The sequence below is a fragment of the Synechococcus sp. BMK-MC-1 genome, assembly GCF_014279955.1.
Classification (GTDB): domain Bacteria; phylum Cyanobacteriota; class Cyanobacteriia; order PCC-6307; family Cyanobiaceae; genus Synechococcus_C.
The window spans coordinates 1,387,780-1,406,777 of the sequence record NZ_CP047939.1 but is presented as its reverse complement, the minus strand read 5'-3'; the positions used below and the strand labels follow the sequence as shown (position 1 = coordinate 1,406,777).

Below are 18,998 nucleotides of genomic sequence, written 5' to 3'. Positions count from 1 at the left end.
TCTTCCGTGACCTTACCGGGACTCAACCCCTGCATGAACATCCTGCAGCGCGTGAATGTCGATGCTCCGCGACTGAAGAGCCTCGATTCCTTCAACCGCGGAGCGGGCACCTGCCAGGGTGGTGAGCGTGGGTACGGAATAGTCGAGGGCCGCTCGCCTGAGGTAGCGATCATCGTGAGCAGCCTGGCGGCCGATGGGGGTGTTGATCACGAGCTGGACATCCCCTGAGCGGATCTGATCTTCGATGTTCGGTCTGCCTTCATGCACCTTGAGCACAGGGGTCACCGTCACCCCTGCCTCAGCAAGGGTTTGGGCGGTGCCAGCCGTCGCGATCAGATCAAATCCAAGAGCGATCAGACGCTGCGCGACCGGAATCAAGGCCGGTTTGTCGCGGTCATGCGTTGACAGGAACACCGTACCCTCCGTCGGCAGGGCTTCACCTGCAGCGATCTCGGCTTTGGCGTAGGCCATTCCAAAGTCTGGAGCCCACCCCATCACTTCTCCGGTGGAGCGCATCTCAGGGCCGAGCAGCGAGTCTGCACCTGGAAAACGTCTGAATGGCAAAACAGCCTCCTTCACAGCTTGCAGGGGCGGGCGAGGTTCTTGCAACAACCCGATGGTCGCGAGGCTCTCTCCTGCCATCAGCCGTGTTGCAATGCGAGCGAGAGGCACACCCGTGGCCTTGGCGACGAAAGGGACGGTTCTTGATGCTCTTGGGTTGGCTTCGATGATGAACACCCTTTCTTCACCGGTTTCTGCTCTTTGTACAGCGAACTGAAGGTTGATCAGTCCACGCACGTTCAGCCGAAGCGCCAATGCTTTTGTCCAGGTTTTGATGGTGTTGAGCGCTTCAGTCCCCAGGGAGACGGAGGGAAGGCAGCAGGCCGAATCACCGGAATGAATGCCTGCAGGTTCGATGTGTTCCATCAGTCCACCGATCACGACTGTGCCCTCGTGATCGCAGAGGGCGTCAACGTCCACCTCAATGGCGTTTTGCAGGTACTGGTCGATGAGTACCGGATGATCAGGCTCAACCTGAACGGCTTCGTTCATGTAGCGATTCAGTTCGTTCTCGTCATAGACAACTTCCATGGCGCGACCACCCAGGACGTACGAGGGGCGGACCACCACGGGATAGCCGACTGTTTCGGCGACTGCCCTGGCTTCCGCTTCACTGCGTGCAAGGCCATTGCGTGGCTGGCGAATGTCTAGCTGTCGAAGAATGGCTTCGAACTGTTCACGGTCCTCGGCAAGATCAATCGATTCAGGAGTCGTTCCCCAAATCTGCGTGCCGGTGGATTGCCCCTCCGGTGTTTCGAGCCATCGCAATAGAGGAAGAGCGAGCTTGAGTGGCGTCTGACCACCGAATTGAACGATCACCCCTGCAGGGCGCTCCACTTCAATCACATTCAGCACATCCTCAAAGGTGAGGGGCTCGAAGTACAGACGATCGCTGCTGTCGTAGTCGGTGGAGACTGTTTCCGGGTTGCTGTTCACCATCACCGTGCAGTACCCCTGGCTCTGTGCGGAGAAGGAGGCATGGCAGCAGCAGTAGTCGAACTCGATGCCCTGGCCTATCCGGTTCGGACCACCGCCAAGGATCATCAGTTTGCGCCGCGGGTCTGATGTGACTTCAGAAGCTGGTGCCTGAATGGTGAGATCTCCGCTGGCGGTGATCTGAGCCACTGGCCTTTCGTAAGTGGAGTAGTGATAAGGCGTTGAGGACGCGAATTCAGCAGCGCAGGTGTCGACAGTTTTGAAAACGGGGAGAACGGCGAGCGAGCTGCGCCGCTGGCGAACTGCCAGTTCATCGCTGCTTGTCTGCCAGGCAATTTGTCGATCAGAGAAACCGAGTTGTTTCAACTCGAGCAGGGCATCGCCTGAGAGCTGATCCAGACGCTTGCCGTGCAGGAGTCGTTTCTCAGCATCGATGAGTTGGCGAAGTTTGGCGAGGAACCAGGGGTCGATGTTGCTGAGAGCATGGATCTCGGTATCGCTCCGCCCGGCAATCATCGCGGCACGCACACTGAGAATGCGCTCGGGGGAGGGAGTGCGCAGGGACCGCTCAAGTTCAGCGGGTTGAACGGTTGGTTCCGGTCGATCACCTCCCCAACCAGAAAGGCCTGTCTCGAGGGAGCGCAGCGCTTTCTGGAAGGATTCCTCAAACGATCGTCCGATCGCCATGGCCTCGCCAACGGATTTCATCGCTGTGGTTAGAACAGCTGGCGATCCGCGGAACTTCTCAAAGGCGAAGCGGGGGACTTTGGTAACGACGTAGTCGATCGTTGGCTCAAAGCAGGCCGGTGTCTTGCCTGTGATGTCGTTGAGAATTTCGTCGAGGGTGTATCCGACGGCTAACTTCGCGGCGATCTTCGCGATCGGGAACCCCGTGGCCTTGCTGGCCAGTGCTGATGATCGGCTGACGCGGGGGTTCATCTCAATGACCACCACCTCGCCGTCGGCTGGATTGATCGCAAACTGAATGTTGCTGCCGCCCGTTGCAACGCCGATTTCGCGGATGATTGCGATCGACTGGTCTCGGAGACGTTGGTATTCCCGATCCGTCAGCGTCTGGGCGGGGGCCACGGTGATCGAGTCCCCCGTGTGCACTCCCATCGGATCGAGGTTCTCGATGCTGCACACAATCACGACGTTGTCGGCGAGATCGCGCATCACCTCGAGTTCGAACTCCTTCCAGCCGATCAGTGACTTCTCAATCAGAATTTGCGAAACCGGGCTTGCATCAAGGCCGCTCTTGCAGATGGCATCAAACTCCTCTGGGTTGTAGGCAATCCCTCCTCCGCTGCCTCCCAGCGTGAAGGCCGGACGAATGATGCGAGGGAATGAGCCGATGGAGTCGCCCACAGCCTTGGCTTCATCCATCGAGGATGCGATCCCTGAAGGGCAGACCTGCACGCCGATGCGTTCCATCGCCTGTTTGAACAGCTGGCGATCCTCCGCTTTGCGGATGGCCTTGAGGTCAGCACCGATTAACTCGATGCCGAAACGCTCAAGCGTGCCGTTCTCTGCCAGTGCAACAGCCAAGTTCAGTGCTGTCTGCCCCCCCATGGTTGGAAGCAGTGCATCCGGCCTCTCCCGTTCGATCACCCGTGTGACGACCTCAGGGGTGAGAGGTTCCACGTAGGTCCGATCCGCCATTTCCGGATCGGTCATGATCGAAGCGGGATTCGAATTGACTAAAACAACTTCGTAACCTTCCGCTCTCAGGGCCTTGCAGGCCTGGGTTCCCGAGTAGTCGAATTCACAGGCCTGGCCAATCACGATCGGCCCGGAACCCAGCAGAAGAATGCGCTGCAGATCGTTCCGCCTGGGCATAGATGGTGAATGGCCAAACCTTATGAGTCTCCCACGCAGCCCATGGGCAAGGCTGAGATTCCGGCACCTTGTGCGCTTGAGTCGCTAACTTTGAGGGTCAGGAGAAACAACGACAATCATGAGCGAACTCCAGCGCCTGAAGGGGCTGCTGCCCCCCGAGATGCAGAGCTGGGTGTTCGTTGAGGCTGCTGCTGCGGTGGATCCCGCTCTGATCACGCTGGAGGAAATCGGTCGCGACGAAGTGGAAATCCAGGTTGACCTCGATGCCTGGGACAGCCTGGCGCTGGACTACCGCAACTTGCTCTTCTGGCATGAGGTGGGCCGGATTCAGAACGACACCATTCCCCGTGATGGTTGGGAGATGGCTGCTCTTGCCATCGGTCTCGGGGGTGCCATCGGTGAACTCTGGGTTCAAGACGGGTTGTTGCTGGTGATGGCCCTGGGCTTGTCCGGATTTGCCGGATACCGGCTTTACCTCAAAAACAACGCTGAAAAGCGCTTGCGTGATGCAATCGCTGCTGATGAGCGTGCGATCGATCTCGCCTGCCGCTTCGGTTACAGCGTTCCGAATGCCTACAAAAGCCTTGGCGGTGCCCTCAAGGATCTCGTCGAGAAGACCAGAAAAAAGAAGAAGAGGGGGTTTTACGAGGATCGCCTGGAGGCTCTGCGCAAGAGTGCGAGCAAGGCTCGAGCTGAAATGGCTCAGCAGCAGGGGTCCCGTCAATCCGTCACGAGTGAAAACGTCTATGGATAGTGAGCAACTGGCTGAACTGGCAGCCGAGGCCTGTGATGACCGCAAGGCTGTGGATATCCAGCTCATCCGCGTTGATGAAGTGTCCAGCCTTGCTGACTGGATGGTGATTGCAGGCGGGCAAAGCGATGTACAGGTGCGCGCCATCGCCCGATCTGTTGAAGATCGGCTCGAGGACGAAGCGCAGCGCCTGCCGCTCCGCAAGGAGGGCATCAACGAAGGACGTTGGGCCCTGTTGGATTACGGAGAGGTGATTGTTCATGTTCTTCAGCCAACCGAGCGCCGTTATTACGACCTGGAGGCGTTCTGGAGCCACGGCCAGCGTCGCCCCCACTTAGCCTCAAATCCCTCAAAGGACTGAGTCCTGGAATGGTCTCTAGCGTGTCCTGCCCTGTGCCTCCTGAGCAGCGTCCTCAGGAGGAATTCACAGAGCTCACCCGGTCTTGGTTTTTTACTTGGCCATGCGAGTCTCAGAATGATCTCGATCGGGCCCTTCTGATCAGCTGGTTGTTGATCTCACCGGTGAGCGTTCTAGTCGCGAGTGGCAGCTGGACTCTGCGTCACGATCCAATCCGGCTTTGTTTGGCAGGGGGTGTGGCTGCACTCGTCTTGCCGATGTTGCTGTTGGTGCGCCAATGGCTGGGATGGAGTTATGTGCACAAACGCTTGCTGTCAGAGCAAGTTGAATACGAAGAGTCAGGCTGGTACGACGGTCAGGTGTGGGAGAAGCCTCTGTCCTGGCGGGAGCGTGATCTCCTGCTTGCTCAACACGAAGTGCGTCCAATTCTCGGTCGCCTCGCTCGGGCCATGGCCCTGGTCACCGGCTTGATGCTCGGGGGCGCCAGCATCTGTCAAGCTCTCTGAATTCGAGGGAACTCGTCTCTTTATGCCGCTTCCATCCGGATACAGAGGTTCAGCACGCGCACCCGTCATCCCTCCTTTGAACGTGCAGCTCAGGCGAGGTGCATCGATTGAATCCAGTCATCGGGTTCATGTGGTGGTCTGTGACAGCCGCGGCCGTGTGCTGATGAGAGCCGGAGAGCCAGACCATGAAACATTCGTGCGTTCAGCGCTCAAGCCCTTTCAGGCGTTGCCCCTGCTCAGCAGTGGAGCATCGGAGGCTTACAGCTGTGGAGAGCGGGGAATCGCGATCAGCTGTGCCTCTCATGCCGGTACCCCGTCCCATGCTCGGGAGGCGTTCCGGCTGTTGTGGAATGCCGAGTTGGAAAGCGACCATCTGCAATGCCCAATCCCCGTTGGGGCTCGCAGTCCTCTCGAACACAACTGTTCCGGGAAACATGCCGGATTTTTAATCACGGCCAAGAAGATGGGTTGGCCTCTCGACACTTACCTGCGTGGCGATCATCCCGTCCAGCAGGAAGTCAACCGTCGTGTCGCTGAGCTGCTCGGTTTGCCTGCGGAAGAGCTTGTGGCAGAACGGGACGACTGTGGAGCGCCAACCCTCAGGCTTCAACTCGCTCAAATCGGCCTGCTCTATGCCCATCTGGGCGCCTCAACCCATGCAGAAATGGAGCAAATCAGCCGCGCCATGCTCGCGCATCCCGAGCTTGTGGCTGGTGAGGGCCGTTTCGACACCGAGCTGATGCGCCGTTCCCACAATCAGGTCATCAGCAAGGGAGGTGCCGAGGGTGTTCAGTGCCTCAGCCGAACAGGAGACGGCCTCGGCGTTGCCATCAAAGTTGTGGATGGAGCCCGTCGTGCCAAGCAAGCTGTTGCTTTGCACGTGTTGCGCCAATTGGATTGGCTCACGCCAGCAGGTCTTCAGGAGCTCGAAGAGCAATTGTTGGTTCTCAACCCTGGCGTGCATCTCGCAGTGGAGGGGGAACTGCGTTGATCGATCACATTCGTGGTGTCGTTCGACACCAAGTTGTATAGTGATTGAGTCACCGCGGGGTAGAGCAGTCTGGTAGCTCGTCGGGCTCATAACCCGAAGGTCGGGAGTTCAAATCTCCCCCCCGCCACCAACTTCAAAAAGCCCCGCAGTCGTGGGGTTTTTTTATTGCTTTCTTGCGATTGTGGTGCGATTGTCTCTGCACGAGGGAGGGCGTTTGTACAGCTTGTTGTTGAAGCCAAAATCGCAAACCCTGTTTTTTTTCTAACGATCAAGCGACCAGAAATGGTTTGCTTCTCACCGAATGCCGCACCATCCGTTCGAGGCCATCGTGATCGGTTCCGGAGCCACCGGGGGAGTGGCTGCGATGACCCTTGCCGAAGCAGGAGTGCGCGTGCTTGTTGTGGAAGCAGGCCCTGACCGGTCTCCTGAACAGGCACGCGGATCAGAACCGGCGAACAGTCTGCGTCGAGCGGAGGGTCTGCTCAGTGGCCGGCATCAAAGGCAAGCCCAACATCCCGGGTACTGGAAGCAAAATCCGGCCCTGTACGCCGATGAATATCAAGATCCCTACTGCACGCCAGCGGACCAACCCTTTCTTTGGACCCAGGGCCGTCAGGTGGGAGGCCGCAGCCTGACCTGGGGAGGCATCACCCTGCGCCTGTCTGACTTTGACTTCAAGGCTGCTGAATCCGATGGGTACGGACAAAGCTGGCCGATCGCTCACGGCGATCTCGACCCTCACTACAGCGCTCTTGAGCGCTTGTTTCAGGTGAAAGGGAACCGAGACGGTCTTCAGCATCTTCCCGATGGCCAACTGGAGTCGCCTTTGCCGTTGCTTCCGGAGGAAGAACATTTCCGCAATCTCCTGCTTCGAGATCGGGATGTTGCATTGATTCACTCCCGTGGTTTTGCCGCCAGCCCTCCAGGTTCCGCATCGCGCTGGCCCATGTCCAGCAGTAATGGTTCAACGCTGCGGCGAGCCCTGGCCACAGGCCGGGTGGAAGTGCTCAGCGGTTGTATGGCTGTGAATTTGCTGCTGCATCCCGGGCAGGACAAAGCCAGAGCCGTCGTTGTGGTGGATCGTTCCAGTGGCGAACAGCGCCTGCTCGAAGCTGAGCTGATCGTGGTGTGCGCGTCCACCATCGCAAGCCTCCGGTTGCTTCTGCAATCGGAGCACAGCCACAATTCCCGCGGTTTCCATGATTCCTCTGGCTTGCTGGGTCAAGGCCTGATGGATCATGTGTCTTGCTGCCGCTTCTTTTCAGTGCCATCGCTCTCCGGGCGGACGGCGATGCAGGAGCGCGATCCATCGAGTGTGCTGTCCGGGGCGGGAAGCTTTTTTCTTCCTTTCGGCAATGATCCTGCCCATTGCAAGGGGCGCTCATTCCTACGGGGCTATGGACTCTGGGGTGCGATCAATCGCTTTGATCCACCCTGGTGGCTCAAGAGGCAACCGGATCAACGCCTGGGGTTTTTGATCGGCCATGGCGAGGTGTTGGCCTCCAAGACCAATCGCGTCACATTGTCTGATCGCTGTGATCCGCTCGGGGTGCCGATGCCCATGATCAGCTGCCGCTGGGGGGCTAACGAAAAGGCGATGGTGACACACATGCAAGACACGATCTTGGACTGCATCGGTGTGGCAGGTGGGACCCCCGCATCACTCCCTGATTTGCTGCATCTTCCGTTTGTCGAACCCTTCGTTCGCGGCGCTCTCGCTGTTCAAGACGACGCCCCGCCTCCGGGCTACTACATCCATGAAGTGGGCGGAGCACCCATGGGTCTCTGTGAAGACACGAGTGTTGTTGACCCTTACAACCGTCTCTGGCGCTGCAGGAATGTGCTCGTGGTGGATGGAGCCTGCTGGCCTTCATCCGCGTGGCAAAGCCCCACACTCACGATGATGGCGGTGACCCGTCGTGCCTGCCTGGAGGCTCTCAGGCCTGCGAACGACTGCGGCTGAAGAGATCATCGAGGTACCGCTGCGTCACAGCTTTCTCCGAGCATCCGTTCTGGAAGAGGAACTGGGCCAAGGCTGAACTCATCACCTGGTATTGGTCCCAGGAGGGATTGGAGCCAATGAACGTCTTCATGCCTTCGTAGAGAACCTCAGGGATCTCTGCTTCAAGGCTCACGTAGGGCGATTCGGACTCGCTGCTGGGTGGTTGTGCGTCGATGCAACGTTCGAGATGATTCCTGTCCATCAAGCCTTTCAGGCGTGTTCAGTCACCGATAGGAAGCCACAGTTCACCCCCTGTCGTCAAAGCGCCTTTCTGAATGCCATCGAATCCTGATCTTGATTGAGACTCATGGTCCTGCCTGCTTCCCGGCAGCGCTCTGTGAAGGTTGTGCCCCTCTTGGCTGCCGACGATTCAGTTGTCAACCGCCTGGCGCTTGAACCCGAATGATTCACAGGCACACCATGAACGCTTGAACGTTTGCGACTTTGCCGTGGAAAACAGCCTCAAACCTGTGGAAAAGGGACCGCTCTTTCCACAGGCGCTGGCATTGATCAGTCCCTCTGATGATTGCGTGTCTTTCGCGACGCGTTGAGACAGAGACGACTGAGCATGGGGATTTGTCTGAATTGCTTCAGCTTTTGGGCTCAGTTGTGTCTTTTTGTGAGCTGGCTCGCAGTGTGCTGGGGCCGAGGGGGTGCTCTGCGTGGGGATAGGGATGGTGGTGTCCATGCTCATGCCCATGGCTGTGGCCGTGGTCATGGTCGTGGTCGTGGTGATGAGCGCCGCCGAGCGGAATCGGGACGCCATCAGGCTGGCAAGCTCCAGTGCACTCCCTCTCACACAGATTGCAGGCTTCAGTAAGGCCCTCAACATGGTGGTGGTGACTGGCCTGCTCCAAGCCCACTTCCTGCTCGAAACCCAGCACTTGGGCTCTGTACTTGCAGAGCGAGCAGTTCATGGCCGCTTCTCCTCCAAGCACTTCGTTCACCCGTTCAAGGAACGTGTCCAGCACGTAGCTGTGGTCACCGAGGTAGGGAGCGTCAATGAATTCGACGTTGGGATGGTCGTTGGCAACACCATGGGTGTGTTGACGAATACGGCTCACCAGCACGCCCGAAAACAAGAAATAGGGGAAGACAACGATGCGTTTGAACCCGAGTTTCACAACGTGTCGCAGCCCAGGATCCACCAAAGGAAACGTGACGCCGGAATACACGGTTTCACCCCAACCGAAGCCGAAGCCCTCCACCAGCATCCGCGTCACTTTGGACACATTTGAATTGGCGTCGGGATCCGATGATCCCCGTCCCACCACCACCAGCAGGGTGTCAGCTGCTGGGCAGGGTTCCGCCGCCATGAGCGCCTCGCGAATGCGAGCGCCTGCTGCCGCAATCATCAAACGATCAACGCCCAGCTCCCGTCCGTAATCGATCTCCAGACCCGTTTCAGCGCTGTAGGTGTTGAGAACTGATGGGATGTCGTTTTTGGCGTGCCCAGCAGCGAAGAGCATGGCTGGGATGGCCAGAACCTTTTCAACTCCCTGGGCCCGAAGGCGATCGAGTGCTTCACGGAGAATGGGCTGGGCAAATTCAAGAAAGCCGTACTCCACGGGAAGGTCGGGAATTCTGGCCTTCAATCCACGGGCAAGGCCTTCAAATTCCTCAACCGCGAGACGGTTCCGGCTCCCATGACCGCAGATCAGAACACCATGTTTCCGATCCGAACAAGCATCAATCGCCAGGGTCACACTGAGTCGGCATCTCTACCGAACCTATTCGTCCCTGGAGGAGTGAGGTCATGAATGCTTTGGCGAAGGATGCACGGTCGGAAGGACGACTCAATCTTGGCCCTGAGCTTCTGTCAGCTGTGTTGGGGCATTCTCTGCATGCCACTCAGCTGCTCGTGAGTTCAGGGGGCACCAGCAGTCGTTGTGCCGGTGATGGACTTTGGACGCTTGATCTGAAACAGCGTTACCGGGAGTTCTGCTACCAGGAGGGGGCTTCTGAGGTGAGGATCGGAACAGGTTTGACCATGGCTGAGGTCCTCGAAGGCCTGCGTAGCGAGCAACGCGCTCTGCCGATCGGGCTGTCGGGGTTACCCGGTTCTGGATTTCTCCTGACAGGAGGTATGGGGCCTCTGAGCCGCTCCCAAGGGCTGGCGATGGATCACATCCAGCGGATCGAAGGGGTTTGGGGCAATGGTGAACCGTTCAACATTCACCGTGATGACACCATCGGTGATCAACACAGCGCGTGTTGCTGGAGGGGCCTGCTTGGTGCCGCTCCTTTCCTGGCTGTCGTGACAGCTGTGGAGCTCAGTACACACCCCATCAAGCCGCTTGCTGTTCTGCAGCAGCGCATTGCTATTGAGGCCTTGCCGAATTGGATTCGAGCAGCTGAAGAATGGCCCTCCTCTGCCAGCCTCCAATGGTCTTGGGGTGACCAACTCGAGATTTACGCCGTGCAGAGTGGTGCCGCTGGAGGCTCAGACCATTGGTTTGGGGCCTTGGCGGAGCAAGCCGCTGAACGCTGCGCGGATCAGCTGTCACAGCCCGGTTTCGGGAGGCTGACCAGTGATCACGCCCCTTTGCCATCCCACTGTGAGGTGCTGGGCCGGCTTGGAGGGCGTTGGGGTGAACACGCCGAGGCCGTTGTGGATTGTCTGCGCGAGTGGATGCTGCGACGACCCCATCCGTCCTGCCGAATCAGCGCTCAGCAACTGGGTGGGGCAACCAGCACTGTGTCCCCAGCGTCGACATCATTCATCCATCGCAACGCTGAGTGGAAACCCTGGATCACCGCAGCCTGGGCACCGGGTGATCTGCAGGGTCGTGCGCGGGCTCTGGATTGGATGGATTGCGTGAGCACGGCGTTGTGGGCCCTCAATCCCGGGGTTCATCTCGCTCAGATCCATGACCATCTTCCCGGTCATGCCCAGGAGTTGAGCGATGCATTCGGATCCTGGTTGCCATCGCTACAGCGCTTGAAGGCCGAGATTGATCCTGATCAGCGGCTGTGCCCGCTTTGAGATACGGTCGCCGAACGTACTGATTGATTTATGGCTAGCGGACCCGCAGCGCTGCGGTTGGAGTCCTTCATCGGTAACCCCAGCAAGGAGCTTCTTTCCGGCTTGGTGGTGGCTTTCGCCATGATTCCCGAAGCCATTGCTTTCTCCGGGATTGCAGGCGTTGATCCTCAGGTTGGTTTGTTTGGAGCCTTCTGCCTGTCGATCACCATCGCCTTCGTGGGTGGACGTTCGGCAATGATCACGTCCGCCACGGGCTCCACAGCTCTTCTGATGACGGGGCTTGTGGCGACCGGCGAAGCTCGAGGACCCGGCCTTGGCCTGGCTTATCTCCTGGTTGCCGGCGTGGTGACCGGCATCCTGCAGATCCTCTGGGGGTGGATGCGGCTCGCTTATCAGATGCGCTTTGTGCCGCTGGCTGTGTTGAGCGGTTTCGTCAACGCTCTGGCCCTGCTGATCTTTCAGGCGCAGTTGCCTCAACTAGGCATCAATCTTCATTTCGGCGAAACCAAGGCGGCTGATCATGTCCATGACGTGGTGTTCAGCGGATTGCAGCTGCCGATCATCTGGGGACTGGTTTTGCTGGGTCTGGTGATCATCTACGGCCTGCCGCGGCTGACGCGGGTCTTGCCGTCTCAGCTGGTGGCGATTGTTGTGCTGACGGTCATTTCCGTGGTGTTCAATCTGGCGGACAATTTCGGTATCCCGACCGTTAGCAGCCTCGGTGATCTGCCAACAGGATTGCCGATGCCGAGCTGGCCCTTCGGTTCGCCGGAGACCATGAAAGTTCCCTTCAGCCTGGAAACCCTGGGAATTGTGTTGCCCACAGCCCTGGCCATTTCACTGGTGGGGCTGATGGAGACCTTCCTCACCCAGGACATCTTGGATGACCGCACCGACAGCAACTCCAATAAGAACGTGGAAGCACGGGGGCAAGGCATTGCCAACATCGCGTCGTCGCTTTTTGGCGGTATGGCGGGGTGCGCTCTAGTGGGGCAGTCCGTGATGAATATCGACAACGGAGGGCGAACGCGACTGTCCACGCTGTTTTCAGGAATCAGCCTGTTGGCGATGATCCTGCTGGCCAGACCCTGGCTCCAGCAGATTCCGATGGCTGCGCTGGTGGCCGTGATGATCAGCATCGCTGTCAGTACCGCTGATGTTGCGGGCCTGCGCAGGATCCGCTCCATCCCCAAAAGCGATACGGCCGTGATGCTGATGACCTTTGCTGTGACCATGCTCACCACCCCCCACAACCTGGCTCTGGGTGTGTTGGCGGGAGTGGCGCTGGCGGGCATTCTCTTCAGCAGAAAGGTTGCCAAGGTGATTCGCGTGGAGCCGGTGGATGTGGCTCCAGATCTGCGTCGTTATGTGGTGACGGGGCAGCTGTTTTTTGTGAGCAAGATCTATTTCCTTCAAGGCTTTGATGTGCATGATCACCCGGCAAAGATCATCATCGATATGTCTTCAGCGCACATCTGGGACCAGAGCGGTGTGGGAGCACTCAATCAGCTGATCAGGAAACTCAGGCAAGGCGGCTCAGAGGTTGAAGTGGTGGGGCTCAACACCGAAAGCCTTGACCTGTTTGAACGCATCGGTTCTCAACCTGAAGCCTCCCACGGCTGAAGGATCATCGACGGTTGTAGAGCAGTGCCAGGCAAGCGGTGAGGTCGTTGCGCATGCCCTTGAGCCGCTTCTGGATCAAGGCGTCGTCAGCACGAACCCGCAAATAGGTTTCGGTTACATCATTGCCAATGCTCATGATGAGACACATCGTCTCAAGGTCATCGCTGGCAATGGCTCGCTCCCTTGCACTTTCGAGAATGACCTTGAGAATGGCCATCTTGTTGTTGTAGGCCTGGCGATCTCCCATCTCCCAGGCCCAGGCGACAGAGGGCGAAACACTGAGGCAGACCCCAAGGATCACTGCCGCAACTGATCCCCGATGGGATCGGAGCATTCCATTGAATGAAAAGATGCGCTCATTCAATCTGCTTTCGGTTGGGATTTGCAATCACAGCCATCGTTGTGTGCAACCTCTGACACACTGGCTTTGGCTCAGGGCGTCTTCATGAAGCAGGGTTTTTGTCTTTCATTCGGAGTCTTGCTGGTCGGCTTGCAGGCTTGTGCCACGCTCGGAGAAGGGGGCGCTTCCCGCCTGGATCTGGTTCGGCAACGGGGGGAGTTGCGTTGTGGTGTCAGCGGCAAAATTCCTGGATTCAGTTTTCTCGACCGAGAGGGTCGCTATGCAGGTTTGGATGTGGACATGTGCAAAGCCTTTGCGGCGGCTTTTGTGGGAGATGCCAATAAGGTTGAGTACAGACCCTTGACGGCTCCTGAGCGCTTCACGGCCTTGAGAACGGGTGAAATTGATCTTCTTTCAAGGAACACCACCTTCAATCTCAGCCGTGATGCATCGGGGGGAAATGGCGTTGCGTTTGCCCCAGTTGTTTTTCACGATGGTCAGGGTCTTCTGGTACGCCGGGATTCCGGCATCAAAAGGCTCGAGGACCTCAGAAATCAAACAATCTGTGTTGGTTCTGGAACCACAACAGAACAGAATCTTAACGATGTATTTCAGGCCAAGGGAATTCCTTACAAGCCAGTCAAATATCAGGATCTGAATCAGCTTGTGGCGGGATACTTGCAGAAACGTTGCGCAGCGATGACTTCCGACCGCTCGCAACTGTCCTCAGCGCGCTCTGGCTTTGAACAGCCGGGCAATCATCAAATCCTGCCTGAGGTGCTCAGCAAAGAGCCCTTGGCTCCCCTCTCCTCCGGTGGAGATCAGCGCCTAGCTGATGCCATGCGCTGGGTTGTGTATGCCCTGGTGACCGCTGAGGAGATGGGGATCACGCAAAACAATGTGGATGCCAAGCTTCAGGAGGCCATCAACGATCCCAGCAAAACAGCGTTAAGGCGTTTATTGGGGGTTGAGGGAGAGCTTGGATCCAAACTGGGTCTTCCGAATGATTTTGTGGTCAGTGTGTTGAAGGCCACCGGCAATTACGGCGAGATTTATAACCGCCATCTCGGTCCGCAGAGTGCTGTGCCCATCCCGCGAGGACTCAATCAGCTGCACCGAGACGGTGGTGTTTTGATTGCTCCGCCATTCCAATGACGCGGCGTCAACGCTGGTGGATCCAGGTTCTTCTGTTGGCGGCCGTGCTCATGCTGGCTGGAATTCTGATCAACAACCTCACCGTCAACCTGATCCGTACAGGGTTGGGGTTGAGTTTCCGTTGGCTCAGCAGGCCAGCGGGATTTGCGATTAGTGAGCATCTTCTGCCGTTCCAACCCAGCGACAGCATGGCCTGGGCCCTCTTGATGGGCTGGTTGAACAGTCTTCGGGTGATCGCCTGCAGCATTGCTCTGGCCACGGTGCTGGGCGTTGTGGCAGGCGCTGCTTCTCGCAGCAACAACCCACTGTTCAGCGCGCTCGCTGGTCTTTATGTGGGGCTCATTCGTCAGATCCCTCTGCTTCTGCAACTGCTCTTTTGGTATTTCGTGGCTTTCCTGGGCCTGCCATCCGAACCGCTCGCTCCGCTTGGGGCACTGATCCGGATTTCCAACCAGGCCATCAACGTGATGGGTCTCAATCTCAGCGTTGAATTTGCCGCTGTTTTGGTTGGACTCAGTGTGTTTACCGGAGCTTCCATCGCTGAGGTGGTGCGGGGGGGGTTGGATGCCGTGCCGCGGGGACAGTGGGAAGCGTTCCGCAGCCTGGGAATCGGTGAGGGGCTTGGGCTAAAAAGTGTGGTTTTGCCTCAGGCCCTTCCAGCCATTCTCCCGGCTCTCAGCAGCCAATACCTCAACCTCGCCAAGAACAGCACCTTGTCGATCGCGGTGGGCTACGCCGATCTTTATGCCGTCAGTGATACGGCCATCACCCAGACCGGACGTGCCATCGAAGGCTTTCTGCTCTTGTTGTTGAGCTTTCTTCTGCTCAACCTGCTGATCAACGGAAGCATGCAGATCTTCAATCACGCTGTGCTCAACAAGGGTCAACGCACTTAACATTCGGCGACCCTGGTTGGAGCCATGACCTCACGCCGTATTGCTGCTGTACTTCTCGTTGTTGCGGCTGTTGCTGCCATTCTTCTCCCCTTCGTTTCCGCCACGCTGCTGACCATTGGCATCGGAGGCATTGCTTTCGCCGCTGGGATCGGACAGTTTCTTCGTCTGGGTTCTGAGGCCTCCACACAGGCCAAGCTCTTCCGTGTGCTGTCTGCGCTTCTGTACATCGGAGGCGCCGTATTCATCCTGCTCGATCCGATCGAAAGTGAAATCAGCCTCACGCTGTTTGCAGGTGTTCTGCTTCTGATTGAAGGGGTCATGGAACTAGCCTCAGGTGCGACGACCCCTGGAGCTGCGGCTGGTTTGACGGTTGTGGATGGTGTTGTCACCTCCATTTTGGGTTTGCTGTTGGTTCTTGAGTGGCCCTCCGACAGCCTCTGGGCCCTTGGAACCCTTTTCGGTGTCGCCCTGTTCCTTTCAGCGCTGAATTTGTTCCGGTCTCCGTCCAATCAGCCTGGTGTCTGAGATTTGACGAGGTCGTCGTCCCTTCGCGCTGGGTTGCGTCATTTTCGTCGCCATCCCTTGCAAAGTTGTTTCAGTGTCGTTCTCCTGGCACTCATCGCCTGGGCTCTCTGGTCAACAGGCTTCTGGCTTGTGCAGCGAGCCGACTGGTCGGTGGTTTCGGGGAATCTGCCGCTCTTTGCGATTGGCAGCTACCCGGAGGCGTCGCGATGGAGGCCAATTCTTTGGCTTGGTTCGCTGCTGCTGCTCACGCTCTTCACGTTGGCCCAGCCTCTACTCCTGCGACGAGGGATCGGCCTCAACAGCACGATCCTGTCCTGGAGCTGGTTGTTGATGATGCCCCTCGGGCTCTGGCTTCTGGCTGGTGGTGGTGTGCTGGATCCCGTGCCCTCCCGTCTCTGGGGAGGCCTTGTGCTGACGCTTTTGCTGACCGTATTCAGTGGAGTGATCGCGCTGCCACTCGGTGTTCTTCTCGCCCTAGGGCGCTGCAGCGAGCTGACCACAGCGCGCCAACTCTCCAAGATTTACATCGACGGGATGCGTGCTGTTCCGTTGATTGCTGTTCTCTTTTTTGGCCAGCTTTTGTTGCCGCTATTTCTTCCTGTTCAGATTGAGATCAACCGTGTGCTGCGTGCCGTTGTGGCCTTTGGCTTGTTTGCAGCTGCCTATGTGGCGGAGGATGTGAGAGGAGGGTTGCAGGCGGTGCCGCCAACACAGAGCGAGGCAGCAGCAGCTCTCGGACTTGGCCCCTGGCAGATTCAACGCTTAGTGATTCTTCCCCAGGCTCTACGCATCGCCGTCCCTGCACTCACCAACCAGGCGGTGGGACTGCTTCAGAACACCAGCTTGATGGCGATTCTCGGTTTAGTGGAATTGCTGGGCATCAGCCAGAGTTTGCTCGCCAATCCGGCTTATATCGGTCGGCACCTTGAGGTCTATGTCTGGTTGGCAGCCCTGTATTGGTTGCTCTGCACAGCGATGGCACTGATGGCGCGCCAGTTTGAGCGCCAAGACCCTTCCAATCTCATTGCAACCCGCCGTTCATGACTGTTGCTGTTCGCGCAGAGTCCGTCACCAAGAGCTTTGCTGCCGGGACTCACGCTCTCGATGATGTCAGTCTCAGCGTTCGCCATGGCGAGGTTCTCGTGGTGATGGGGCCTTCGGGCTCAGGGAAGAGCACGCTCATTCGCACGTTTAACGGTTTGGAATCGATTGATTCCGGCTCCCTGGATGTGGTGGGCATCCCCCTTGATTGCGATCACGACGAGCGTCAGATCCGCCGAATCCGTCGTCGTGTGGGCATGGTGTTTCAGCAGTTCAATCTGTTTCCCCATCTCACCATTCTTCAGAACATCACCTTGGCGCCGATTCAAGTGAAGTCGGTCCCAAAGCCCATGGCAGAACGCCGAGCGCACGCGTTGCTCGACCAGATGGGAATCGCCGATCAGGCCTTGAAGTATCCAGCTCAGCTCAGTGGTGGACAGCAGCAACGCGTCGCCATTGCCAGGGCTTTGGCCTTGGATCCAGAGTTGATGCTGTTCGATGAGCCCACCAGTGCCCTGGACCCTGAACGGGTGAAAGAGGTTCTCGATGCCATGCGTCAACTGGCTGCCGATGGAATGACGATGGTGGTGGTCACCCATGAACTCGGCTTCGCCCGTGAGGTGGCTGACCGAGTGTTGTTGATGGATGGAGGACGGGTTGTTGAGCTAACCGATGCCGAAACGTTCTTCACCCATGCCAAGGAAGAACGCTCTCAACGTTTTCTCAATCAGATGGCCCACTGAGACGCATGATGCAGGCGATCCAGAGCGCGTTCAGCGGCGACCAGCTCACGCTCCGTCTGCAGCCAGCTTTCATTGCCGAGGGGCAGTTGGTCGATCTGTTCGGACAGATGCAGTTGCAGCTGCTCACAGCGTTCCATCAGCGCAGTGCTGAGTTGCAGGAGATGCTGTTGGATCAAACAGGACGGCGCAGCCACGGTCATGCTGCCGGTCAAGCAAGGACGGTGAGAATTTTGGCACAAGGCCAGGTGCTCGGGTTGGTTCTTGCCGGGGGTGCACAGTGCTGAGGCTGCTCTGGGAGATGGTTCCCTGCCTGTTGGTCGGAGCTCTGATCGGCCGTTGGCGTCCGCAATGGATCACTCCTCTGGCCACACCTTTGGTGCGGTACGGCGTTCCCGTGAGCCTGATGGGGTTGCTCCTTCACGGTGGGCTCAACCGCTCCCTTCTGTTGATGGCGTTGCTGTCCGTGACAGCGATCGCGCTCATGCTGCTTCTGTTGCGGGGTAGTCGGTTCATCACGGATGCCTGGGCCATGCCTGATCAACAGTTGGCCAGTTGCATCGGCAATACGGCCTACTTCGGCATCCCCGCTGCTTTGGCATTGCTTCCCGCTGAGGCACTTCCAGTCAGCATCGGGTATGACTTCGGAGCCACGTTGCTGGCTTGGGGACTGGGCCCTCTCTGGCTGCACCAGAGCAACCATCACGGTCATGGTGGCTACTGGAGGGCATTGGCCAGTCATCTCATGGCGAGCCCTGCCACGCGGGGTTTGATCGGTGCTCTGATCGTGATGGCCACGCCATGGCATGACGTCATCAGTGCAGGCCTTTGGTTGCCTTCGCGGGTGGTGATCGTTCTGGCACTTGCCGTGGTGGGGATGCGCTTGGGAAGCATCGCTGCGCGCGCGCGCGCGACGGCGCTAAGCGGTTTGCACGCTCCTCTGGTGTGCAAGCTGTTGCTGTTTCCGCTTCTGATGGTCCTGATCTGTCTGCCCCTTCCTCTGTCTCTTCTTGCCAAGAAAGCCTTGGTGCTTCAGGCAGCGGCTCCAACAGCGATCTCCGTGTTGTTGATGGCGGAATCTGAGCAATGCGATCCCTCCGCATCCGCCCAGTTGATCCTGCGCAGCACGCTCATTGCCTTGGTCAGCGTCCCTCTCTGGAGTGTCGTTCTCAATCGTTTGTTCTGAAAACACGAAAGGTGAGATTCAGTCGCGGCGTTGTGATCTTGCGTCGCGTTGGCAGTGCGTGCATCCAAAGGCTTTGGCATGCAGGATCCATCAGCAACAAGTCGCCATCGCAGAGGGGAAGATTGTGTCGCTGCCCCGTTTGCCGGTGGCGAAAGTGAAGATCGCGTGTTGCTCCAAGCGAGAGTGAGGCGATCGGAAAGGATGCGTCGATCTCAGGTTCGTCATCGGCGTGCCAGCCCATTCGGTCTTCGCCGTTTCGATACCAATTGAACAAGCACCCGTTGAATGGGGCGTTGCATTGGCTTGAGATGGTCTCGAGCAGAGGCAGGAACCACTGAGGCCAGCCAGTTCCGTGGTGAAGGGCACCGCTGTAGCGGTAGGTCACCGACCGTTCCGCCAGGAATGCGGTGAGTCTTGGCACCTTGTGCCATCGGCCATACACCCTGACATCCGTCTGCTCCCAGTTGATGTCCCGATTGCAGCGCTCCATCCATTCCTGAGAGCGATCCGGCGAAAGCCAGCGGGAGTGAAGGGACCAATTCATGGTGTCGACGTGAAGACG

19 protein-coding genes and 1 tRNA gene are annotated in these 18,998 nt (G+C 58.1%); 14 read left to right on the top strand and 6 right to left on the bottom strand.

The window, feature by feature from the left end:
• Positions 1 to 12 precede the first annotated feature (12 nt).
• Positions 13 to 3,336 carry a carbamoyl-phosphate synthase large subunit gene (gene carB, locus SynBMKMC1_RS07910; RefSeq protein ID WP_186471333.1) on the bottom strand — a complete coding sequence of 1,108 codons (3,324 nt, stop codon included), beginning with the start codon at positions 3,334 to 3,336 and terminating at the stop codon, positions 13 to 15.
• A 118-nt stretch (positions 3,337 to 3,454) separates the two neighbouring features.
• Here carB and SynBMKMC1_RS07905 point away from each other — a divergent pair, with 118 nt between their 5' ends.
• From SynBMKMC1_RS07905 to SynBMKMC1_RS07880, 6 genes are all read left to right on the top strand, one after another.
• Complete coding sequence (locus SynBMKMC1_RS07905; RefSeq protein ID WP_011933332.1) at positions 3,455 to 4,090, top strand: DUF3318 domain-containing protein; 636 nt, start codon at positions 3,455 to 3,457, stop codon at positions 4,088 to 4,090.
• Positions 4,083 to 4,448, top strand: coding sequence for a ribosome silencing factor (gene rsfS, locus SynBMKMC1_RS07900; RefSeq protein WP_011933331.1), 366 nt, complete (start codon positions 4,083 to 4,085; stop codon positions 4,446 to 4,448). The genes SynBMKMC1_RS07905 and rsfS overlap by 8 nt, the downstream gene beginning before the upstream one ends.
• Positions 4,449 to 4,456: 8 nt before the next feature.
• Positions 4,457 to 4,951 (top strand): CGLD27 family protein, encoded by a 495-nt coding sequence (locus SynBMKMC1_RS07895; protein ID WP_186471332.1) that lies wholly within the window; start codon positions 4,457 to 4,459, stop codon positions 4,949 to 4,951.
• A gap of 22 nt (positions 4,952 to 4,973) precedes the next feature.
• Entirely contained in the window at positions 4,974 to 5,942 is a 969-nt protein-coding gene (locus SynBMKMC1_RS07890) for an asparaginase (protein ID WP_011933329.1), read from the top strand.
• Positions 5,943 to 5,995: 53 nt separating this feature from the next.
• Positions 5,996 to 6,072, top strand: a tRNA-Met gene (locus SynBMKMC1_RS07885).
• A gap of 171 nt (positions 6,073 to 6,243) precedes the next feature.
• A complete protein-coding gene (locus SynBMKMC1_RS07880) occupies positions 6,244 to 7,905 on the top strand; it encodes a GMC oxidoreductase (protein WP_186471331.1) in 1,662 nt (553 codons plus the stop codon).
• Here the strand turns inward: SynBMKMC1_RS07880 and SynBMKMC1_RS07875 are convergent.
• The gene (locus tag SynBMKMC1_RS07875; RefSeq protein ID WP_011933327.1) at positions 7,880 to 8,146 is read right to left on the bottom strand and encodes a DUF2811 domain-containing protein; all 267 of its coding nucleotides are present in this window, start codon (positions 8,144 to 8,146) and stop codon (positions 7,880 to 7,882) included. The two genes, SynBMKMC1_RS07880 and SynBMKMC1_RS07875, sit on opposite strands and share 26 nt — an antisense overlap.
• A 388-nt stretch (positions 8,147 to 8,534) precedes the next feature.
• Positions 8,535 to 9,650 carry a sirohydrochlorin chelatase gene (locus SynBMKMC1_RS07870; RefSeq protein ID WP_186471330.1) on the bottom strand — a complete coding sequence of 372 codons (1,116 nt, stop codon included), beginning with the start codon at positions 9,648 to 9,650 and terminating at the stop codon, positions 8,535 to 8,537.
• A 50-nt stretch (positions 9,651 to 9,700) separates the two neighbouring features.
• On the opposite strand from SynBMKMC1_RS07870, the gene SynBMKMC1_RS07865 reads away from it, so the two are divergent.
• Both SynBMKMC1_RS07865 and SynBMKMC1_RS07860 read left to right on the top strand, forming a co-directional pair.
• Positions 9,701 to 10,930 carry an FAD-binding protein gene (locus tag SynBMKMC1_RS07865; protein WP_186471329.1) on the top strand — a complete coding sequence of 410 codons (1,230 nt, stop codon included), beginning with the start codon at positions 9,701 to 9,703 and terminating at the stop codon, positions 10,928 to 10,930.
• A gap of 30 nt (positions 10,931 to 10,960) precedes the next feature.
• The gene (locus SynBMKMC1_RS07860; RefSeq protein ID WP_186471328.1) at positions 10,961 to 12,553 is read left to right on the top strand and encodes a SulP family inorganic anion transporter; all 1,593 of its coding nucleotides are present in this window, start codon (positions 10,961 to 10,963) and stop codon (positions 12,551 to 12,553) included.
• Positions 12,554 to 12,557: 4 nt separating this feature from the next.
• Here the strand turns inward: SynBMKMC1_RS07860 and SynBMKMC1_RS07855 are convergent, their stop codons facing one another.
• Positions 12,558 to 12,887 (bottom strand): hypothetical protein, encoded by a 330-nt coding sequence (locus tag SynBMKMC1_RS07855; RefSeq protein ID WP_186471327.1) that lies wholly within the window; start codon positions 12,885 to 12,887, stop codon positions 12,558 to 12,560.
• 111 nt (positions 12,888 to 12,998) lie between these two features.
• On the opposite strand from SynBMKMC1_RS07855, the gene SynBMKMC1_RS07850 reads away from it, so the two are divergent.
• The 5 genes from SynBMKMC1_RS07850 to SynBMKMC1_RS07830 are packed head-to-tail and all read left to right on the top strand — an operon-like array spanning position 12,999 to position 17,253.
• Positions 12,999 to 14,048: an amino acid ABC transporter substrate-binding protein gene (locus tag SynBMKMC1_RS07850; RefSeq protein WP_186471326.1), complete on the top strand. Its 1,050-nt coding sequence runs from the start codon at positions 12,999 to 13,001 to the stop codon at positions 14,046 to 14,048.
• Complete coding sequence (locus SynBMKMC1_RS07845; RefSeq protein WP_186471325.1) at positions 14,045 to 14,944, top strand: ABC transporter permease subunit; 900 nt, start codon at positions 14,045 to 14,047, stop codon at positions 14,942 to 14,944. The genes SynBMKMC1_RS07850 and SynBMKMC1_RS07845 overlap by 4 nt, the downstream gene beginning before the upstream one ends.
• Before the next feature lie 24 nt (positions 14,945 to 14,968).
• Positions 14,969 to 15,469, top strand: coding sequence for an HdeD family acid-resistance protein (locus tag SynBMKMC1_RS07840; protein ID WP_011933320.1), 501 nt, complete (start codon positions 14,969 to 14,971; stop codon positions 15,467 to 15,469).
• Between the two features lie 57 nt (positions 15,470 to 15,526).
• The gene (locus tag SynBMKMC1_RS07835) at positions 15,527 to 16,513 is read left to right on the top strand and encodes an amino acid ABC transporter permease (RefSeq protein WP_255486097.1); all 987 of its coding nucleotides are present in this window, start codon (positions 15,527 to 15,529) and stop codon (positions 16,511 to 16,513) included.
• Positions 16,510 to 17,253, top strand: a complete 744-nt coding sequence (locus SynBMKMC1_RS07830) for an amino acid ABC transporter ATP-binding protein (protein WP_186471324.1) — start codon at positions 16,510 to 16,512, stop codon at positions 17,251 to 17,253. Before SynBMKMC1_RS07835 ends, SynBMKMC1_RS07830 begins: the two co-directional genes overlap by 4 nt.
• Here SynBMKMC1_RS07830 and SynBMKMC1_RS07825 read toward each other — a convergent pair.
• The gene (locus SynBMKMC1_RS07825) at positions 17,238 to 17,453 is read right to left on the bottom strand and encodes a hypothetical protein (protein ID WP_011933317.1); all 216 of its coding nucleotides are present in this window, start codon (positions 17,451 to 17,453) and stop codon (positions 17,238 to 17,240) included. The two genes, SynBMKMC1_RS07830 and SynBMKMC1_RS07825, sit on opposite strands and share 16 nt — an antisense overlap.
• A gap of 98 nt (positions 17,454 to 17,551) precedes the next feature.
• Between SynBMKMC1_RS07825 and SynBMKMC1_RS07820 the strand changes: the two genes are divergently transcribed.
• Positions 17,552 to 18,436, top strand: coding sequence for an AEC family transporter (locus SynBMKMC1_RS07820; RefSeq protein ID WP_186471323.1), 885 nt, complete (start codon positions 17,552 to 17,554; stop codon positions 18,434 to 18,436).
• On the opposite strand, the gene SynBMKMC1_RS07815 is transcribed toward SynBMKMC1_RS07820, so the two are convergent.
• A complete protein-coding gene (locus SynBMKMC1_RS07815; RefSeq protein WP_255486096.1) occupies positions 18,420 to 18,980 on the bottom strand; it encodes an alpha-ketoglutarate-dependent dioxygenase AlkB in 561 nt (186 codons plus the stop codon). The two genes, SynBMKMC1_RS07820 and SynBMKMC1_RS07815, sit on opposite strands and share 17 nt — an antisense overlap.
• Positions 18,981 to 18,998: the final 18 nt, after the last annotated feature.

Coding starts and splice junctions, on each gene's coding strand:
- SynBMKMC1_RS07840 (WP_011933320.1), top strand. CDS start 14,969: ATGACCTCACGCCGTATTGCTGCTGTACTTCTCGTTGTTGCGGCTGTT.
- SynBMKMC1_RS07865 (WP_186471329.1), top strand. CDS start 9,701: ATGAATGCTTTGGCGAAGGATGCACGGTCGGAAGGACGACTCAATCTT.
- SynBMKMC1_RS07820 (WP_186471323.1), top strand. CDS start 17,552: ATGGTTCCCTGCCTGTTGGTCGGAGCTCTGATCGGCCGTTGGCGTCCG.
- SynBMKMC1_RS07855 (WP_186471327.1), bottom strand. CDS start 12,887: ATGCTCCGATCCCATCGGGGATCAGTTGCGGCAGTGATCCTTGGGGTC.
- SynBMKMC1_RS07830 (WP_186471324.1), top strand. CDS start 16,510: ATGACTGTTGCTGTTCGCGCAGAGTCCGTCACCAAGAGCTTTGCTGCC.
- SynBMKMC1_RS07825 (WP_011933317.1), bottom strand. CDS start 17,453: ATGACCGTGGCTGCGCCGTCCTGTTTGATCCAACAGCATCTCCTGCAA.
- SynBMKMC1_RS07890 (WP_011933329.1), top strand. CDS start 4,974: ATGCCGCTTCCATCCGGATACAGAGGTTCAGCACGCGCACCCGTCATC.
- SynBMKMC1_RS07850 (WP_186471326.1), top strand. CDS start 12,999: ATGAAGCAGGGTTTTTGTCTTTCATTCGGAGTCTTGCTGGTCGGCTTG.
- SynBMKMC1_RS07880 (WP_186471331.1), top strand. CDS start 6,244: ATGCCGCACCATCCGTTCGAGGCCATCGTGATCGGTTCCGGAGCCACC.
- SynBMKMC1_RS07815 (WP_255486096.1), bottom strand. CDS start 18,980: ATGAATTGGTCCCTTCACTCCCGCTGGCTTTCGCCGGATCGCTCTCAG.
- SynBMKMC1_RS07905 (WP_011933332.1), top strand. CDS start 3,455: ATGAGCGAACTCCAGCGCCTGAAGGGGCTGCTGCCCCCCGAGATGCAG.
- SynBMKMC1_RS07875 (WP_011933327.1), bottom strand. CDS start 8,146: ATGGACAGGAATCATCTCGAACGTTGCATCGACGCACAACCACCCAGC.
- SynBMKMC1_RS07895 (WP_186471332.1), top strand. CDS start 4,457: ATGGTCTCTAGCGTGTCCTGCCCTGTGCCTCCTGAGCAGCGTCCTCAG.
- SynBMKMC1_RS07860 (WP_186471328.1), top strand. CDS start 10,961: ATGGCTAGCGGACCCGCAGCGCTGCGGTTGGAGTCCTTCATCGGTAAC.
- carB (WP_186471333.1), bottom strand. CDS start 3,336: ATGCCCAGGCGGAACGATCTGCAGCGCATTCTTCTGCTGGGTTCCGGG.
- SynBMKMC1_RS07845 (WP_186471325.1), top strand. CDS start 14,045: ATGACGCGGCGTCAACGCTGGTGGATCCAGGTTCTTCTGTTGGCGGCC.
- rsfS (WP_011933331.1), top strand. CDS start 4,083: ATGGATAGTGAGCAACTGGCTGAACTGGCAGCCGAGGCCTGTGATGAC.